Below are 16027 nucleotides of genomic sequence, written 5' to 3'. Positions count from 1 at the left end.
TCGTCCATCGCGATCGGGTGGATCAGGGTAACAACCATTTTGATGTTGTCGCCCGGCATAACCATCTCTACGCCTTCCGGCAGTTCGATGGTGCCAGTCACGTCAGTAGTACGGAAGTAGAACTGCGGACGGTAGCCTTTGAAGAACGGAGTATGACGGCCGCCTTCGTCTTTGGACAGGATGTACACTTCAGATTCGAACTTGGTGTGCGGCTTGATGCTGCCCGGCTTAGCCAGTACCTGACCACGTTCGATTTCTTCACGTTTGATACCACGCAGCAGAACACCAACGTTCTCACCAGCACGGCCTTCGTCCAGCAGTTTGCGGAACATTTCAACGCCAGTACAGGTGGTTTTCGCGGTGTCTTTGATACCAACGATTTCAACTTCTTCACCGACTTTGATGATACCGCGCTCTACACGACCGGTAACAACGGTACCACGACCGGAGATGGAGAATACGTCTTCGATCGGCAGCAGGAACGGCTTGTCAATCGCACGCTCTGGTTCCGGGATATAGGTATCCAGGTGGCCAGCCAGTTCGATGATTTTCGCTTCCCACTCTGCGTCGCCTTCCAGCGCTTTCAGAGCAGAACCACGAACGATCGGGGTGTCGTCGCCCGGGAAATCGTACTGAGACAGCAGTTCACGAACTTCCATCTCAACCAGTTCCAGCAGCTCTTCGTCATCAACCATGTCGCATTTGTTCAGGAACACGATGATGTACGGAACGCCTACCTGACGACCCAGCAGGATGTGCTCACGAGTCTGCGGCATCGGGCCGTCAGTCGCAGCAACAACCAGGATCGCGCCGTCCATCTGCGCAGCACCGGTGATCATGTTTTTAACATAGTCGGCGTGGCCCGGGCAGTCTACGTGCGCGTAGTGGCGAGTCGGGGTGTCATATTCAACGTGAGAGGTGTTGATGGTGATACCACGAGCTTTTTCTTCCGGTGCGTTATCGATCTGGTCGAATGCACGAGCAGAACCACCGTAGGTTTTAGCCAGAACGGTAGTGATGGCAGCAGTCAGGGTAGTTTTACCATGGTCAACGTGGCCGATAGTACCAACGTTGACGTGCGGTTTTGTACGTTCAAATTTTTCTTTAGACACGGCTATATTCCTTACTATAGTGCTCTCCCCTTCGGAGAGAGCACGGGACTTAGGTTTTAATCCTGTGGATTATTTACCACGGGCTTCAATAACGGCCTGAGCAACGTTGTTCGGCGCATCATCATACTTCAGGAATTCCATGGTGTATGATGCACGACCTTTGGTCAGAGAACGCAGCTGAGTTGCATAACCGAACATTTCGGACAGCGGTACTTCAGCGTGGATCTTAACGCCGGTTACTTCGGATTCCTGACCGCGCAGCATACCGCGACGACGGCTCAAGTCACCGATAACATCACCAGTGTTCTCTTCCGGAGTTTCTACTTCAACCTTCATGATCGGCTCAAGCAGAACTGGTTTTGCTTTCTTAAAGCCTTCTTTAAAGGCAATAGACGCAGCCAGTTTAAACGCCAGCTCAGAGGAGTCAACGTCGTGGTAAGAACCGAAGTGCAGACGGATACCCATATCAACTACCGGGTAACCTGCCAGCGGACCAGCTTTCAGCTGTTCCTGGATGCCTTTATCAACGGCCGGGATGTATTCGCCAGGAATTACACCACCTTTGATGTCGTTGATGAACTCGTAACCTTTCGGGTTAGAGCCCGGCTCCAGCGGGTACATGTCGATCACAACGTGACCGTACTGACCACGACCACCAGACTGCTTGGCGTGTTTACCTTCGATATCGGTAACTTTCGCGCGAATCGCTTCACGGTAAGCAACCTGAGGTTTACCGACGTTCGCTTCAACGTTGAATTCACGCTTCATACGGTCAACGATGATGTCGAGGTGCAGCTCACCCATACCGGCGATGATGGTCTGGTTAGACTCTTCGTCAGTCCATACGCGGAATGACGGGTCTTCTTTAGCCAGACGACCCAGAGCCAGACCCATTTTTTCCTGGTCAGCTTTGGTTTTCGGCTCAACGGCGATGGAGATTACCGGCTCAGGGAATTCCATACGCTCCAGAATGATCGGCGCATCCGGGTCACACAGGGTGTCACCAGTGGTTACGTCTTTCAGACCGATAGCAGCAGCGATGTCGCCCGCGCGAACTTCTTTGATCTCTTCACGTTTGTTAGCGTGCATCTGTACGATACGACCGAAACGCTCACGTGCAGCTTTCACGGAGTTCAGTACGGTATCACCAGAGTTAACCACACCGGAGTACACACGGAAGAAGGTCAGGTTACCAACAAACGGGTCGGTAGCGATTTTGAACGCCAGTGCAGAGAACGGCTCTTCGTCGCTTGCGTGACGCTCAGCCGGGGTATCTTTACCGTCGTCCAGAATACCGTTGATTGCCGGAACATCAACCGGGGATGGCAGGTAATCAATTACCGCATCCAGCATCGCCTGAACACCTTTGTTCTTGAACGCAGAACCGCAGGTTACCAGGATGATTTCGTTGTTCAGAACACGCTGACGCAGAGCTTTTTTGATCTCTTCTTCAGTCAGTTCTTCACCACCCAGGTATTTCTCCATCAGCTCTTCGGAAGCTTCCGCAGCGGACTCGATCAGGTTCTGGTGCCATTCGTCAGCCAGGTCCTGCATGTCAGCCGGGATATCTTCGTATTCGAAGGTAACGCCCTGGTCTGCATCGTTCCAGTTGATGGCTTTCATTTTCACCAGGTCAACAACACCGGTGAAACCTTCTTCAGCACCAATCGCCAGCTGCAGCGGAACCGGGTTCGCGCCCAGACGGGTTTTGATCTGACCAACAACTTTCAGGAAGTTCGCACCCATGCGGTCCATTTTGTTAACGAACGCAATGCGCGGAACTTTATATTTGTTTGCCTGACGCCATACGGTTTCAGACTGTGGCTGAACACCACCAACTGCGCAGTAAACCATTACCGCACCATCAAGAACACGCATGGAACGTTCTACTTCGATAGTGAAGTCAACGTGCCCCGGGGTGTCGATGATGTTTACACGGTGCGGTTCATACTGCTTAGCCATACCAGACCAGAATGCAGTAGTCGCAGCGGAAGTGATGGTGATACCACGTTCCTGCTCCTGCTCCATCCAGTCCATGGTAGCGGCGCCGTCATGAACTTCACCGATTTTGTGGTTTACACCAGTGTAGAACAGAATACGTTCGGTAGTAGTGGTTTTACCGGCGTCGATGTGCGCACTGATACCGATGTTACGGTAGCGTGCGATGGGTGTTGTACGAGCCATTTGATTCCTCGTTTATTTCTTTAGGCGTTCAGTTAAGTTATCCAGAGCGGGCGACTCATCTGAAGCGCCCGCCTGGTGACTATGACTCCGAAGGGATTACCAACGGTAGTGTGCGAACGCCTTGTTGGCTTCGGCCATACGGTGAACGTCTTCACGTTTCTTAACTGCAGTACCTTTGTTGTCTGCAGCATCAGTGAGTTCGTTCGCCAGGCGCAGAGCCATGGATTTATCACCGCGTTTACGAGCAGCTTCAACGATCCAACGCATTGCCAGAGCATTACGACGAACCGGACGAACTTCAACTGGAACCTGATAAGTAGAACCACCAACGCGGCGAGACTTAACTTCTACAGTCGGGCGCACGTTGTCGAGAGCGACTTCGAAAGCTTCCAGTTCATTTTTACCAGAGCGCTGAGCCAGGGTCTCCAGCGCGCTGTATACGATTGCTTCTGCAGTAGATTTTTTACCATCTACCATCAGGATATTGACAAATTTAGCCAGCAGTTCTGATCCGAACTTCGGATCCGGCAGAATTTTACGCTGACCAATGACGCGACGACGTGGCATGGAAATACTCCGTTGTTAATTCAGGATTGTCCAAAACTCTAAGAGTTTAGTATGACATTAAGGTAAATCAGTTTGGCCTTACTTAACGGAGAACCATTAAGCCTTAGGACGCTTCACGCCGTACTTGGAGCGAGCCTGCTTACGGTCTTTAACGCCGGAGCAGTCAAGCGCACCACGAACGGTGTGGTAACGAACACCCGGAAGGTCTTTAACACGACCGCCACGGATCAGGATCACGGAGTGCTCCTGCAGGTTGTGACCTTCACCACCGATGTAGGAGGTGACTTCGAAACCGTTAGTCAGACGCACACGGCAAACTTTACGCAGTGCGGAGTTCGGTTTCTTAGGAGTGGTGGTATATACGCGAGTACATACGCCACGTTTCTGCGGGCAGGCTTCCAGCGCAGGCACGTTGCTCTTTGCAACTTTGCGTGCGCGTGGTTTGCGTACCAGCTGGTTAATTGTTGCCATTAAATAGCTCCTGGTTTTAGCTTTTGCTTCGTAAACACGTAATAAATCGCCTCATATAATATGAGGACGCAGAATTTTAGGGCGGTGCCGAAAAGGTGTCAAGAAATATACAACGATCCCGCCATCACCAGGCCAGCTGACCGGCATGTTTTACCGTGAGTCTGACGAAATCAGTATAGCTAACCCTACCGACACTGTCCGCAATTTGACCAGCCAGCCCGCGGGCGTCAACGTCGTCTTGCAGCACATAGAGGGTTATGGGGGCGGATTGCAGGATCTCAAGGAAGCGACCGCCGGCGATGGCCGCCGTGACGCCATCAGACAGCAATAACAGATCGTCGCCGTGATCCATCACGCGAAGCATTGCTGCAATATCGGCATGCCAGGGAGAAACACTGAGCGTATGGAGCATGGGGACCTCAGAAACGCAAAATCACATCAAATTCATGCAGACGGGCGCGCAGGGTATCCGGCGCCAGGCATTCGACATCCACCGCCCACGGAGTAGCGGGGTCCAGACCGCGCTCCCGCGCGGAGTCGGCACACAGCCAGCACTGATCGATGTCATACAGTGACAGCAGTTTAAAGGTGGCTATGTAGTCGCGAGCCAGCACTGCACCCGGCCGTTGATCGGGCAGCAGTTGAAAAACGCCGTCGCCTACAAAGAACACGCCAATCTCGTCGGTGAGCGCGGAGGTTGCTAATAAGGCATCGAGCCCTTCCCTGCCGGCGGCGCTGCCATGCGGCGCGGAGGAAAAAATAAAAGCCACACGTTTCATCAGAACTGCACCATCCGATCGCAAGTGAGCGCGGCTTCCGCCAGCGCGCCGAGCCCGCTCAGCGTGAAGCCGGGTTGCAAATTGTGGCTGGCCAGCGCGAGCTGTTGCGCCTCACGCTCGTCCGTTACGCCTCGACGCAAGGCAGCCGCCACGCAGATGTGTAGTGCCACACCTTGTTCATCGTGCAATGATTGCCACGCGCGCACCAGATCGAACTCATCGCTGGCGGGCGCCGTCAGTTGGTTAGCGTTGAGCACGCCTTCGCGATAGAAAAAAACGCATGCCAGTTCATGACCTTCCTGCAATACGGCCTGGGCAAACTGCCAGGCGCTGCTCGCCTGCTGGGTCCCATAGGCAGGGCCAGTCACCGTGAGGGCAAAACGCATTACTTATCCAGCCCCTGGAAATCGCCGCTCTTGAACTGGCGGATATAGAGGTAGACGGTATGCTTGGAGATATTCAGACGATCGGCCACCTGGTTAATGGCGTCTTTGATATCGAAGATCCCTTTTTCGTAGAGATTCAGCACGATTTGGCGGTTTTTCGCATTATTAGACACGCTGCGATCGGCGTTCACCTCTTCAATGGTGAATTCCAGCGTCTGCGCGACCAGATCGTCAACCGAGGAAGCAAAGTTCACCGGTGAGTTGACCTCCGGCGTTTCTGGCGGAATAAAGGTGCTCATGATCTGTGAAAAAGGCACATCCAGATTCATGTTGATGCACAGCAGACCGATCACCCGATGATCGCGATTGCGAATGGCTATCGTCACCGACTTCATCAGTACGCCGCTTTTGGCACGGGTGAAGTAGCATTTGGAAACGCTGCTATCGGCGCCCGTCATATCGTGCAGCATGCGCAGCGCAAGATCGGTAATCGGTGAACCGATTTGGCGGCCGGTATGTTCACCATTGGCGATACGGATGGCAGAGCATTTAAGATCCTGCAAAGAATGCAGCACGATTTCACAGTGCGAACCGATGAGCATCGCCAACCCGTCCACCACCGCTTCATAAGATTTAAGAATATCGAAATCGGTCTGGTCAAAGGGACGTTGATCCAGCAGGTCAAGCTCGCTGGTTTCGTTGGTTAAAAGCGACCTGGACATGAAAAAAAGCACTCCTTTTCAGGAGCCTGTCGTTATTGTCAGGGCAGGCTCATCATCATTATTAAGCTATCTAAAGTAATACAGCGCCTGAGGATCTTTCCAGTTTTAATTATATCTGCGCTCAATAAAAAAGCCGCCGCCTCTGACGAGACGGCGGCCTGAACCCGATTACTTCTTAGCGTCAGCGTTCGCGTCTGCGGCTTTCGCGTCGCCAGCGGCTTCCGGCTGTGCATCCGCCTTCGGCGCCGGTTTGATATCCAGCAGTTCTACGTCAAAGACCAGCGTAGAGTTGGCCGGGATCCCCGGAACGCCGGTTTTGCCGTAAGCCAGATCCGGTGGAATGACCAGCTTGATTTTACCGCCTTTCTTGATGTTCTTCAGGCCTTCCGTCCAGCCCGGGATCACGCCGTCCAGGCGGAAAGAGAGCGGCTCACCGCGGGTATAAGAGTTATCAAACTCTTTACCGTCGATCAGGGTGCCTTTGTAGTTAACCACCACGGTGTCGCTGTCTTTCGGCGCATCACCAGTGCCTTCTTTCTCGACTTTATACAGCAGGCCAGTTTTCGAGGTTTTCACGCCCTTCTCTTTAGCAAAGCTATCGCGGAAGGTTTTGCCTTTGGCTTCGTTCTCAGTCGCGTCTTTTTCCATTTTCTGCTGAGCCGCGGTCTTCACGCGCGTTTCAAAGGCCTGCAGAGTCTGTTCGATCTCCTGGTCGGACAGCTTGCTCTTATCGGCAAACGCGTCCTGTACGCCGGCGATCAACTGGGCTTTGTCCAGCTTAATGCCCAGCTTTTCTTGTTCTTTCAGGGAGTTTTCCATGTAACGCCCGAGAGACGCGCCCAGTGCATAGGCGGATTTCTGATCGTCATTTTTAAATGCCGATTTACTCTCAGCCGCTGGGGCTGCCTTCGCCGCCGCATCTGCAGCAAAGGTCAGCGGTGCATTCAGGGCGACGGCCATTGTGGTCGCCAGCAGCGTTACTTTAAACAGTGATTTCATCCATTTCTCCAGGGCCGGGGCCTCTCACCCCAGGGTTATCGTAAAAAGCAAAAAACGTACTATAGAACGTTGCCGTTAAAATCTACATACGGACGTTCCTGAATATCGCCTCTTTTAGGACTATTTTTGTATGAATAAGTTTCCTGTCAGACGCAGCGATGCTGCGCGAAAAGAGAAACTTAAGTAGAATCCGCTCGCAGGATCAGACTAAAGAGGTTACCCATGCACGATAGCACATTAGAAACGCGCCTTGCAGAGCTGGAAAGCCGGCTGGCGTTTCAGGAAATCACCATCGAAGACCTCAATAAAACCGTGACCGCCCACGAGATAGAGATGGCGAAGATGCGGGAGCATATGCGTCTGATGATCGAGAAACTGAAGGCGACCCAACCGTCCCATATCGCCTCTCAGGCAGAAGAGACGCCGCCTCCCCATTATTGAGACGTAAAAAAAGCGGGTTTCCCCGCTTTTTTTGGCTATCCGCGCGAACGCGACGCCATTAGTGGCAACCGCAACCGCCGTTACCGCAACCACCTTTGCCGTGTTCATGGTCGTGACCATGATCGTGGCCGTGGCCGCCGCAGCAACCGTCATGACCATGGTCATGATCGTGATCGTGGCCATGAGCGCCATGCACGTGACCATGCTCCAGCTCTTCAGCCGTTGCTTCACGAATAGCGACAACTTCCACATTGAACTTCAGGTTCTGGCCAGCCAGCATGTGGTTGCCATCAACCACAACGTGGTCGTCTTCAACTTCAGTGATTTCTACCGGTACTGGACCCTGATCGGTTTCCGCCAGGAAGCGCATACCAACCTGCAGTTCATCAACGCCCATAAAGACGTCTTTCGGTACACGCTGCACCAGGTTTTCGTCATACTGGCCGTAAGCGTCGTTAGCGCCGACAGCTACGTCAAATTTGTCGCCCACTTCGTGGCCATCCAGCGCGTTTTCCAGACCGGAAATCAGGGAGCCGTGACCGTGCAGGTAATCCAGCGGCGCGCTTACCGGAGACTCATCAACCAACACACCGTCTTCTGTACGTACCTGATAGGCCAGGCTGACCACCAGGTCTTTTGCTACTTTCATGATATCTCCTGAGATGGGAAGAATAGTGGCGCAGATTGTAGCGGAATTCTGCAGCCGTGTACCCTCTAGCTTAAAAAAAGCCGACGGATAACGCTAGTCGGGATGAAAAATGCCAATCACCTGCTCCTCTTTGCGTACATGCTCACGGGCCTCTTTATCCGCCTCACGCATCTGATGACCGCACTTAACGCATTCAACGACATCGACATTATTCTCACGCCACATCGCCAGCGAATCCTGCGCCTGGCACGCCGGACATTTCGCCCCGGCAATAAAACGTTTACGCACTGCCATATGATTTACCTTTATTCAAACTCGTCCCAGCCGTCCAGCTGCCGGCTTTCTTTCTGCATTTCACGCTGAAAAATCTCTTCCAGTTCGCGTCGGGCTTCCCGCACGCGAGATACCTGTACCGTATCAGTATGCACTGGCATTAACTCGCGCAGCATTCGCATATCGAGCCGTCGGAAGTGCAGTTGCGCGCGCTGGGCCTGGTGAGGATGCATCCCCAGGGTGATGAGCGCTTTGCGCCCCAGTTCCAGTGCACTGGAGAAGGTTTCACGAGAAAACTGCGTCACACCGGCCTGCAGCAGCTCATGCGCCTCAACGCGACCGCGTGCGCGGGCCAGAATATGCAGATGTGGAAAGTGTTGTTGACACATTTCCACCAGCCGCATGGTGTCTTCCGGCTCATTACAGGTGATGACGATCGACTGCGCCTCTTCCGCTCCCGCCGAGCGCAGCAGCTCCAGCTGGGTAGCGTCGCCAAAATAGACTTTGTAGCCATAGTTTCGCATCAGATTCACCGCGCTGATGTCCCGCTCCAGCACTGTAATACGCATCTTATTGGCCATCAGCAGGCGACCGATAACCTGACCAAAGCGACCAAACCCGACAATAATCACCTGCGGCTTGTCATCCTCCACCCACGGCGCCTCATCGGTATCATCTGCCGGATTCAGCCGTCGCGACAATAGCTTATCTATCCCCTTCATCAGCAGCGGCGTCGTCATCATCGATAACGTCACCGCCACCAGCAGCAGCGCCATCTGGTCATGCTGGAACAACCGCTGAGAGGCGGGCAGCGAAAAGAGGACAAACGCGAACTCACCGCCCTGGCTTAATACGCCCGCAAACTGCATCCGCTCTGAACTTCGCAGGCCATAGAGACGGGCCAGCAGATAGAGCACCAGCATTTTTACCGCCACCAGCACCATCACACTCACCGCCACCCACAGCAGATGGGTATACAGCACGCCAAGGTTCAGCGCCATGCCGACGGAGATAAAGAACAGCCCAAGCAGCAGCCCCTTGAACGGATCGATAGCGATTTCCAGTTCGTGGCGATACTCGCTTTCCGCCAGCAGCACGCCGGCGATAAAGGTACCCAGCGCCATCGACAACCCCAGCGCCTCCATAAACAGCGCCGACCCAAGGACCAGCAGTAGCGTGGCGGCAGTAAATACTTCCCTGACCCCTGAGCTGGCGATGAAACGGAACACCGGCCGCAGCAGATAGCGTCCGCCAATCAGCATCCCGGCAAAGGCCAGGACCTTCATACCGACCGTCAGCCAGTTAACATGCTCATCCGCGGAACCGGCCAGCAGGGGCACCAGCGCCAGCGCCGGGATCACCGCCAGATCCTGAAACAGCAGGACCGAAAAGCCTAACTGCCCCGATTCGCTGCGGCTCATTCCCTTCTCACGCATCAGCTGCAGCGCCATGGCGGTGGAAGACATCGCCAGGCCGATCCCGCCGACCACCGCCGCCTGCCATGAAAACCCGGTCGTCATCAGCAGACCGCCAAGGATCGCCGCGCTGAGCATCACCTGCGCCGCGCCGACGCCGAAGATGGAGCTCCGCAGCCGCCATAGCTTGGCCGGATTAAGCTCCAGGCCGATGATAAACATCAGAAACACTACGCCGAGCTCAGAGAAATGGAGAATTTCATCCACATCGCTGATAAACCCAAGTCCCCACGGGCCAATCGCAATCCCGGCCAGCAGATAGCCCAGCACCGCGCCAATACCCAATCTTGAGGCCAGAGGTACGGCAATAACGGCGGCGAACAAAAAAAGAACGCCCGCCAGCAGCAAATCAGATCCCGCCATGTATACCTCCGGCGGTAAGGGGATTGGCCAGCCAGTCCCGGTAGGCCCGAGCGCGGCTACGCAATTCCTCTGGCTGTTGCCGCCGTGCCCAGTAGACAATAATGGGGCTCATCCAGTGCATACGGCACATGCCGGCGGTCAGTTCAAAAGGACGTAAAATATCGTTCATCGGATAGCGATTGGCATCGCGACGGTAGGCGCTCTCAGGTTCGCCGGTGGTGATCACACTACGCCAGTACTTTCCCGCCAGTTCGTTTCCTCCGGCACCGCTGGCGAAGCCGCGGCTTAACACACGATCCAGCCACTCCTTGAGCAGCGCCGGACAGCTCCAGGTATATAAAGGATGCTGGAAAACAATCACCTCATGCTGGCGCAGCAGGTCCTGTTCATGAGCGATATCGATAAAAAAATCCGGATAGTGCGCGTAAAGATCGTGCACGGTGACGTTCGGCAACTGTAAGGCCGGCTCTAATAAAACCCGGTTGGCCACGGAATCATGAGATTCTGGGTGGGCATACAGCAGCAACACTTTCGCTGTCTGAGACATCATTCCCCTCCCGTAGGTCTTCTGGCGGCCTGCGCAGCCCCGGTGTTCTGACACCGCCAGAATGACTTTGTGTATCGTCTTCGTTTTGGGCTACCATGGCGGCCCGGTGAAGCGATTCGCTTCCACACTACATTATCATAATGACAAATTAACATAGTCTGAACATACGGCGCCTTATGATTGTTTTCTCCTCGTTACAAATTCGTCGCGGCGTACGCGTCCTGCTGGACAACGCCACCGCTACCATCAACCCTGGCCAAAAGGTCGGTCTGGTGGGCAAAAACGGCTGCGGGAAATCGACGCTGCTATCGCTTTTGAAAAACGAGATAAGCGCTGACGGCGGCAGTATGACCTTTCCAGGCAGCTGGCAGCTGGCATGGGTGAATCAGGAAACCCCGGCGCTGCCTCAGCCGGCTATCGATTATGTTATTGATGGCGATCGTGAATACCGCCAGCTGGAAGCCGCGCTCCAGCAGGCAAATGAGCGCAACGACGGCCATGCCATCGCCACGGTCCACGGCAAGCTGGACGCCATCGACGCCTGGACCATCCGTTCGCGCGCTGCCAGCCTGCTGCACGGTCTGGGATTCAGCAACGAACAGCTGGAGCGGCCAGTCAGCGATTTTTCCGGCGGCTGGCGTATGCGCCTTAACCTCGCCCAGGCGCTGATTTGCCGCTCCGATCTGCTGCTGCTCGATGAACCGACTAACCACCTCGACCTCGATGCCGTCATCTGGCTCGAAAAATGGCTTAAGGGTTACACAGGTACGCTGATCCTGATCTCCCACGATCGCGATTTTCTCGATCCTATCGTCGACAAAATTATCCATATCGAACAGCAGACGATGTTTGAGTACACCGGTAACTACAGCTCGTTCGAAGTGCAGCGCGCTACCCGTCTCTCTCAGCAGCAGGCGATGTACGAAAGCCAGCAGCAGCGCGTTGCGCATCTACAAAGTTATATCGACCGCTTCCGCGCGAAGGCCACCAAGGCCAAGCAGGCGCAAAGCCGTATCAAAATGCTGGAGCGGATGGAGCTTATCGCCCCGGCGCACGTAGATAACCCATTCCACTTCAGTTTCCGCCAGCCAGAGAGTCTACCTAACCCGCTGCTGAAGATGGAGAAAGTCAGCGCCGGCTACGGCGAGCGTATTATCCTCGACTCCATCAAGCTCAATCTGGTGCCGGGCTCGCGCATCGGCCTGCTGGGCCGCAACGGCGCCGGGAAGTCGACGCTGATTAAGCTGCTGGCAGGTGAACTCCAGCCGGTGAGCGGCGAGATCGGCCTCGCAAAAGGTATCAAGCTCGGCTACTTTGCCCAGCATCAGCTTGAGTTCCTGCGTGCCGATGAATCGCCGCTGCAGCACCTGGCTCGCCTGGCGCCGCAGGAGCTGGAACAAAAGCTGCGTGATTATCTGGGCGGCTTTGGTTTCCAGGGCGATAAGGTCAGCGAAGAGACCCGCCGCTTCTCTGGTGGAGAAAAAGCGCGCCTGGTACTGGCCCTGATCGTCTGGCAGCGCCCTAACCTGCTGCTGCTCGATGAACCGACCAACCACCTTGACCTCGATATGCGTCAGGCCTTAACCGAAGCGCTGATCGACTTTGAAGGGGCGCTGGTTGTCGTGTCGCACGATCGTCACCTGATCCGCTCCACCACCGACGATCTGTACCTCGTCCATGACGGTAAAGTCGAGCCGTTCGACGGCGATCTGGAAGATTATCAGCAGTGGCTCAGCGACTCGCAAAAACAGGAATCACAGAGCAGCGACGCGCCAAAAGAGAGCGGCAACAGCGCCCAGGCGCGCAAGGACCAGAAGCGTCGGGAAGCGGAACTGCGCAGCCAGACCCAACCGCTGCGCAAAGAGATCGCCCGTCTGGAAAAAGAGATGGACAAGCTCAACGCGCAGTTGGCCAGTGCGGAAGAAAAACTTGGCGACAGTGAGCTTTATGACGCCTCACGTAAAGCCGAACTAACCGAATGCCTGCAGCAGCAGGCCAGCGCGAAGTCCGGGCTGGAGGAGTGTGAAATGGCCTGGCTGGAGGCCCAGGAGCAGCTGGAGCAGATGCTTCAGGAAGGCTAATATTGACTTCCTCATCCTGCCTGCGCGTACGATGCCGCTGGCAGGGTGGGTTTCTGCCCTCTCCATGGCCTGCCATCAGTGACATCAATGATTTGTTTTTGCTGTAACCTGGCGTCGCTGGCCACAAGACCACATATTGGCTAACCCCTGTGCGCCCTGCGCGGTATAGTCATCATCACGTTTATTAATTGTTCTGGTGCTATGGTTGAAATCATCCCCACAGACATGACGCCCCCCGAAAACGATTCGCGTGAGTTCCATCCGATGCGCGGCGTGGGCAATCGTCATCTGCAAACCATGCTGCCGCGGCTGATCCGCCGTAAATTGCGCTTTACCCCGCACTGGCAGCGCCTTGAGCTGCCGGACGGCGATTTTGTCGATCTGGCCTGGAGCGAAGACCCGCATCAGGCGCGCCATAAGCCGCGCCTCGTCGTCTTTCATGGTCTCGAAGGAAGCCTGCACAGCCCGTACGCCCATGGTCTGATCCACGCGGCGATGCAGCGCGACTGGCTGGGCGTGGTTATGCATTTCCGCGGCTGCAGCGGCGAACCTAACCGCAATAACCGCATCTATCACTCCGGCGAAACAGAAGATGGCACCTGGTTTCTGCACTGGCTACAGCGCGAGTTTGGTCCCGCGCCGACTGCGGCCGTCGGCTATTCACTGGGCGGCAATATGCTGGGCTGCCTGCTGGCAGAAGAAGGCGACCGCTGCCCGCTGGATGCGGCGGTGATCGTCTCCGCGCCTTTTATGCTGGAAGCCTGCAGCTATCATATGGATAAGGGCTTCTCGCGGGTTTATCAGCGCTATCTGCTCAATCTGTTAAAAGCCAATGCCTCACGCAAGCTGAAAGCGTATCCTGGCTCACTGCCTGTCGATTTACGCCAGCTTAAAGGGATGCGCCGCATCCGGGAATTTGACGATATGATCACCGCCAAAATCCATGGTTTCGCCGATGCGCTGGATTATTACCGGCAATGCAGCGCCATGCCGCGGCTCAGCGATATCACTAAGCCAACGCTCATCATTCACGCGAAAGACGATCCATTTATGGATCACCACTCCATACCACCGCAGGAGCAACTGCCGGCGAACGTTGAGTATCAATTAACTGAGCAAGGCGGCCACGTTGGTTTCGTCGGCGGCACCCTGCGTAAGCCGGAGATGTGGCTGGAAAGACGTATCCCGGACTGGTTAAACCGTTGGCTGGAGGTCCCCGTATGATTATTCCCTGGCAGGATCTGGATCCCGAAACGCTGGATAACCTGATTGAAAGCTTTGTGTTACGTGAAGGCACCGATTATGGTGAACATGAACGTTCACTTGCCGATAAAGTCGCCGATGTAAAACAGCAGTTGAAACGCGGAGAGGCGGTTCTTGTGTGGTCGGAACTGCATGAGACGGTCAATATTATGCCGCGCGCGCTGTTTAACGGCTAAGGCGACGCCACTACATCGTTTAACCAGGGAGTTGTTATGTCTGCCAAACATCCGGTGATCGCCGTCACGGGCTCCAGCGGCGCGGGCACTACCACCACCAGCCTTGCCTTTCGCAAAATCTTCGCGCAGCTAAACCTGCACGCCGCGGAGGTGGAAGGCGATAGCTTTCATCGCTACACCCGCCCGGAAATGGACATGGCGATCCGCAAGGCGCGGGATCAGGGCAAACATATCAGCTACTTTGGCCCGGAGGCGAACGACTTTGGCCTGCTGGAGCAGACCTTTGTCGACTATGGCCGCCACGGAAAAGGCCAGTCGCGGAAATACCTGCATACCTATGACGAAGCCGTACCGTGGAATCAGGTGCCAGGGACTTTCACCCCCTGGCAGCCGCTGCCGGAGCCGACAGACGTACTGTTCTATGAGGGGCTGCACGGCGGGGTTGTCACGCCGCATCATGATGTCGCCAGCCATGTCGACCTGCTGGTCGGCGTAGTGCCTATCGTTAACCTCGAGTGGATCCAAAAGCTTATTCGCGACACCAGCGAGCGCGGCCACTCCCGGGAGGCGGTGATGGACTCAGTCGTCCGCTCGATGGAAGACTACATCAACTTCATTACCCCGCAATTTTCCCGCACCCATATCAACTTTCAGCGCGTGCCGACGGTAGACACTTCCAACCCGTTTGCCGCGAAAACTATTCCCTCGCTGGACGAGAGCTTTGTGGTGATCCATTTCCGTAACCTGCAGAATATCGACTTCCCCTGGCTGCTGGCGATGCTGCAGGGGTCGTTTATCTCGCACATGAACACGCTGGTGGTGCCGGGCGGTAAAATGGGGCTGGCGATGGAGCTTATCATGACGCCGCTGGTCGAGCGCCTGATGGAAGGCCGCAAGATCGGCTAACAGAAAAAACCCCGGCCAGGCCGGGGTTGAGATGCTTCACAACGGCAGGCGAAGACTACGCCTCGATCACTTCATAGGAGTGGGTGATCTTCACCGCTTTTTCCAGCATCAGCGCCACCGAGCAGTATTTCTCTGCCGACAGATCCACCGCCCGGGAGACCGCGGCATTTTTCAGCGCCTTACCGGTGACGATAAAGTGCAGATTAATATGCGTAAACAGACGCGGCGCCTCTTCGCGGCGCTCCGACGTCAGCTTCACTTCGCAGTTGGTCACCTCATGGCGACCTTTTTGCAGAATAGAAACCACATCGATCGCACTGCAACCGCCCGCCGCCATCAGCACCATCTCCATCGGGCTGGGTGCCTTATCCCCGGAGTTGCCATCCATCAGAATCTGGTGTCCTGACGCGGACTCCCCGATAAAGGTTAACCCTTCAACCCATTTCACACGCGCTTGCATAAAATTTAACTCCAGTATCGCAATTTTCCTGTCAGATTACGCGCACATAACAATTCTCGCAACGGAAGGCGACCTGCGTCATGCTGAAGCGAGACACCAGGAGACATGCGGCGAAAGCTATGCTAAAACAGTCTGGATGCTACAGTATTACATTGATGTACTGCATGTATGCA

19 protein-coding genes are annotated in these 16027 nt (G+C 55.1%); 5 read left to right on the top strand and 14 right to left on the bottom strand.

Translation table 11 applies throughout. The features are described 5' to 3' along the window. The 9 genes from tuf to fkpA form a co-directional block, all read right to left on the bottom strand. Nucleotides 1–1112 (bottom strand): elongation factor Tu (gene tuf / locus N438_RS25905; protein ID WP_049011284.1); only part of this gene is annotated, 1112 nt, incomplete at its 3' end. A 69-nt stretch (nt 1113–1181) separates the two neighbouring features. Beyond that, nucleotides 1182–3296 (bottom strand): elongation factor G, encoded by a 2115-nt coding sequence (fusA, locus tag N438_RS25900; RefSeq protein WP_008807045.1) that lies wholly within the window; start codon nt 3294–3296, stop codon nt 1182–1184. Between the two features lie 96 nt (nt 3297–3392). Further along, entirely contained in the window at nt 3393–3863 is a 471-nt protein-coding gene (gene rpsG / locus N438_RS25895; RefSeq protein WP_008807044.1) for a 30S ribosomal protein S7, read from the bottom strand. A gap of 96 nt (nt 3864–3959) precedes the next feature. Continuing rightward, nucleotides 3960–4334, bottom strand: a complete 375-nt coding sequence (rpsL, locus tag N438_RS25890) for a 30S ribosomal protein S12 (RefSeq protein ID WP_002920115.1) — start codon at nt 4332–4334, stop codon at nt 3960–3962. A gap of 124 nt (nt 4335–4458) precedes the next feature. Next, nucleotides 4459–4746: a sulfurtransferase complex subunit TusB gene (tusB, locus tag N438_RS25885; RefSeq protein WP_008807043.1), complete on the bottom strand. Its 288-nt coding sequence runs from the start codon at nt 4744–4746 to the stop codon at nt 4459–4461. A gap of 7 nt (nt 4747–4753) precedes the next feature. Then, nucleotides 4754–5113, bottom strand: a complete 360-nt coding sequence (gene tusC / locus N438_RS25880) for a sulfurtransferase complex subunit TusC (RefSeq protein WP_012967152.1) — start codon at nt 5111–5113, stop codon at nt 4754–4756. After that, nucleotides 5113–5499, bottom strand: a complete 387-nt coding sequence (tusD, locus tag N438_RS25875; protein WP_008807041.1) for a sulfurtransferase complex subunit TusD — start codon at nt 5497–5499, stop codon at nt 5113–5115. The genes tusC and tusD overlap by 1 nt, the downstream gene beginning before the upstream one ends. Further along, nucleotides 5499–6221: a transcriptional regulator gene (locus tag N438_RS25870; protein ID WP_002920130.1), complete on the bottom strand. Its 723-nt coding sequence runs from the start codon at nt 6219–6221 to the stop codon at nt 5499–5501. The genes tusD and N438_RS25870 overlap by 1 nt, the downstream gene beginning before the upstream one ends. A 168-nt stretch (nt 6222–6389) precedes the next feature. Then, nucleotides 6390–7220 (bottom strand): FKBP-type peptidyl-prolyl cis-trans isomerase, encoded by an 831-nt coding sequence (gene fkpA, locus N438_RS25860; protein ID WP_012540430.1) that lies wholly within the window; start codon nt 7218–7220, stop codon nt 6390–6392. A 222-nt stretch (nt 7221–7442) separates the two neighbouring features. On the opposite strand from fkpA, the gene N438_RS25855 reads away from it, so the two are divergent. Next, entirely contained in the window at nt 7443–7661 is a 219-nt protein-coding gene (locus N438_RS25855) for a protein SlyX (RefSeq protein WP_002920136.1), read from the top strand. Between the two features lie 58 nt (nt 7662–7719). Here the strand turns inward: N438_RS25855 and slyD are convergent, their stop codons facing one another. From slyD to kefG, 4 genes are all read right to left on the bottom strand, one after another. After that, nucleotides 7720–8310, bottom strand: a complete 591-nt coding sequence (gene slyD, locus N438_RS25850; RefSeq protein WP_008807039.1) for a peptidylprolyl isomerase — start codon at nt 8308–8310, stop codon at nt 7720–7722. Nucleotides 8311–8403: 93 nt separating this feature from the next. Further along, nucleotides 8404–8604, bottom strand: coding sequence for a YheV family putative zinc ribbon protein (locus N438_RS25845; RefSeq protein WP_002920143.1), 201 nt, complete (start codon nt 8602–8604; stop codon nt 8404–8406). Nucleotides 8605–8615: 11 nt separating this feature from the next. Then, a complete protein-coding gene (gene kefB, locus N438_RS25840; RefSeq protein ID WP_012967149.1) occupies nt 8616–10421 on the bottom strand; it encodes a glutathione-regulated potassium-efflux system protein KefB in 1806 nt (601 codons plus the stop codon). Further along, entirely contained in the window at nt 10408–10971 is a 564-nt protein-coding gene (kefG, locus tag N438_RS25835; protein ID WP_008807037.1) for a glutathione-regulated potassium-efflux system ancillary protein KefG, read from the bottom strand. The genes kefB and kefG overlap by 14 nt, the downstream gene beginning before the upstream one ends. A gap of 173 nt (nt 10972–11144) precedes the next feature. Here kefG and N438_RS25825 point away from each other — a divergent pair, with 173 nt between their 5' ends. The 4 genes from N438_RS25825 (at nt 11145) to N438_RS25805 (ending at nt 15394) form a co-directional block, all read left to right on the top strand. Next, a complete protein-coding gene (locus N438_RS25825; protein ID WP_008807036.1) occupies nt 11145–13049 on the top strand; it encodes an ABC transporter ATP-binding protein in 1905 nt (634 codons plus the stop codon). Between the two features lie 225 nt (nt 13050–13274). Continuing rightward, nucleotides 13275–14273, top strand: coding sequence for a hydrolase (locus N438_RS25815; RefSeq protein ID WP_162550501.1), 999 nt, complete (start codon nt 13275–13277; stop codon nt 14271–14273). Next, nucleotides 14270–14488: a YheU family protein gene (locus N438_RS25810; protein WP_002920151.1), complete on the top strand. Its 219-nt coding sequence runs from the start codon at nt 14270–14272 to the stop codon at nt 14486–14488. Before N438_RS25815 ends, N438_RS25810 begins: the two co-directional genes overlap by 4 nt. A gap of 36 nt (nt 14489–14524) precedes the next feature. Beyond that, nucleotides 14525–15394 (top strand): phosphoribulokinase, encoded by an 870-nt coding sequence (locus N438_RS25805; protein WP_008807033.1) that lies wholly within the window; start codon nt 14525–14527, stop codon nt 15392–15394. Nucleotides 15395–15449: 55 nt separating this feature from the next. Here N438_RS25805 and N438_RS25800 read toward each other — a convergent pair whose 3' ends face one another. Continuing rightward, nucleotides 15450–15854 carry an OsmC family protein gene (locus tag N438_RS25800; protein WP_044613556.1) on the bottom strand — a complete coding sequence of 135 codons (405 nt, stop codon included), beginning with the start codon at nt 15852–15854 and terminating at the stop codon, nt 15450–15452. Nucleotides 15855–16027 lie beyond the last annotated feature (173 nt).

It is taken from the genome of Klebsiella sp. GL120222-02 (genome assembly GCF_003097195.1).
Taxonomy (GTDB): Bacteria; Pseudomonadota; Gammaproteobacteria; order Enterobacterales; family Enterobacteriaceae; genus Klebsiella; species Klebsiella variicola.
Note: the sequence above shows the minus strand (reverse complement) of the source record. Positions and strands in the feature narration are given on the sequence as shown.

Bases quoted from the DNA above. Each gene is read 5' to 3' on its own strand.
- fusA (WP_008807045.1), bottom strand. From the start codon at position 3,296: ATGGCTCGTACAACACCCATCGCACGCTACCGTAACATCGGTATCAGT.
- rpsG (WP_008807044.1), bottom strand. From the start codon at position 3,863: ATGCCACGTCGTCGCGTCATTGGTCAGCGTAAAATTCTGCCGGATCCG.
- rpsL (WP_002920115.1), bottom strand. From the start codon at position 4,334: ATGGCAACAATTAACCAGCTGGTACGCAAACCACGCGCACGCAAAGTT.
- tusB (WP_008807043.1), bottom strand. From the start codon at position 4,746: ATGCTCCATACGCTCAGTGTTTCTCCCTGGCATGCCGATATTGCAGCA.
- tusC (WP_012967152.1), bottom strand. From the start codon at position 5,113: ATGAAACGTGTGGCTTTTATTTTTTCCTCCGCGCCGCATGGCAGCGCC.
- tusD (WP_008807041.1), bottom strand. From the start codon at position 5,499: ATGCGTTTTGCCCTCACGGTGACTGGCCCTGCCTATGGGACCCAGCAG.
- N438_RS25870 (WP_002920130.1), bottom strand. From the start codon at position 6,221: ATGTCCAGGTCGCTTTTAACCAACGAAACCAGCGAGCTTGACCTGCTG.
- fkpA (WP_012540430.1), bottom strand. From the start codon at position 7,220: ATGAAATCACTGTTTAAAGTAACGCTGCTGGCGACCACAATGGCCGTC.
- N438_RS25855 (WP_002920136.1), top strand. From the start codon at position 7,443: ATGCACGATAGCACATTAGAAACGCGCCTTGCAGAGCTGGAAAGCCGG.
- slyD (WP_008807039.1), bottom strand. From the start codon at position 8,310: ATGAAAGTAGCAAAAGACCTGGTGGTCAGCCTGGCCTATCAGGTACGT.
- N438_RS25845 (WP_002920143.1), bottom strand. From the start codon at position 8,604: ATGGCAGTGCGTAAACGTTTTATTGCCGGGGCGAAATGTCCGGCGTGC.
- kefB (WP_012967149.1), bottom strand. From the start codon at position 10,421: ATGGCGGGATCTGATTTGCTGCTGGCGGGCGTTCTTTTTTTGTTCGCC.
- kefG (WP_008807037.1), bottom strand. From the start codon at position 10,971: ATGATGTCTCAGACAGCGAAAGTGTTGCTGCTGTATGCCCACCCAGAA.
- N438_RS25825 (WP_008807036.1), top strand. From the start codon at position 11,145: ATGATTGTTTTCTCCTCGTTACAAATTCGTCGCGGCGTACGCGTCCTG.
- N438_RS25815 (WP_162550501.1), top strand. From the start codon at position 13,275: ATGACGCCCCCCGAAAACGATTCGCGTGAGTTCCATCCGATGCGCGGC.
- N438_RS25810 (WP_002920151.1), top strand. From the start codon at position 14,270: ATGATTATTCCCTGGCAGGATCTGGATCCCGAAACGCTGGATAACCTG.
- N438_RS25805 (WP_008807033.1), top strand. From the start codon at position 14,525: ATGTCTGCCAAACATCCGGTGATCGCCGTCACGGGCTCCAGCGGCGCG.
- N438_RS25800 (WP_044613556.1), bottom strand. From the start codon at position 15,854: ATGCAAGCGCGTGTGAAATGGGTTGAAGGGTTAACCTTTATCGGGGAG.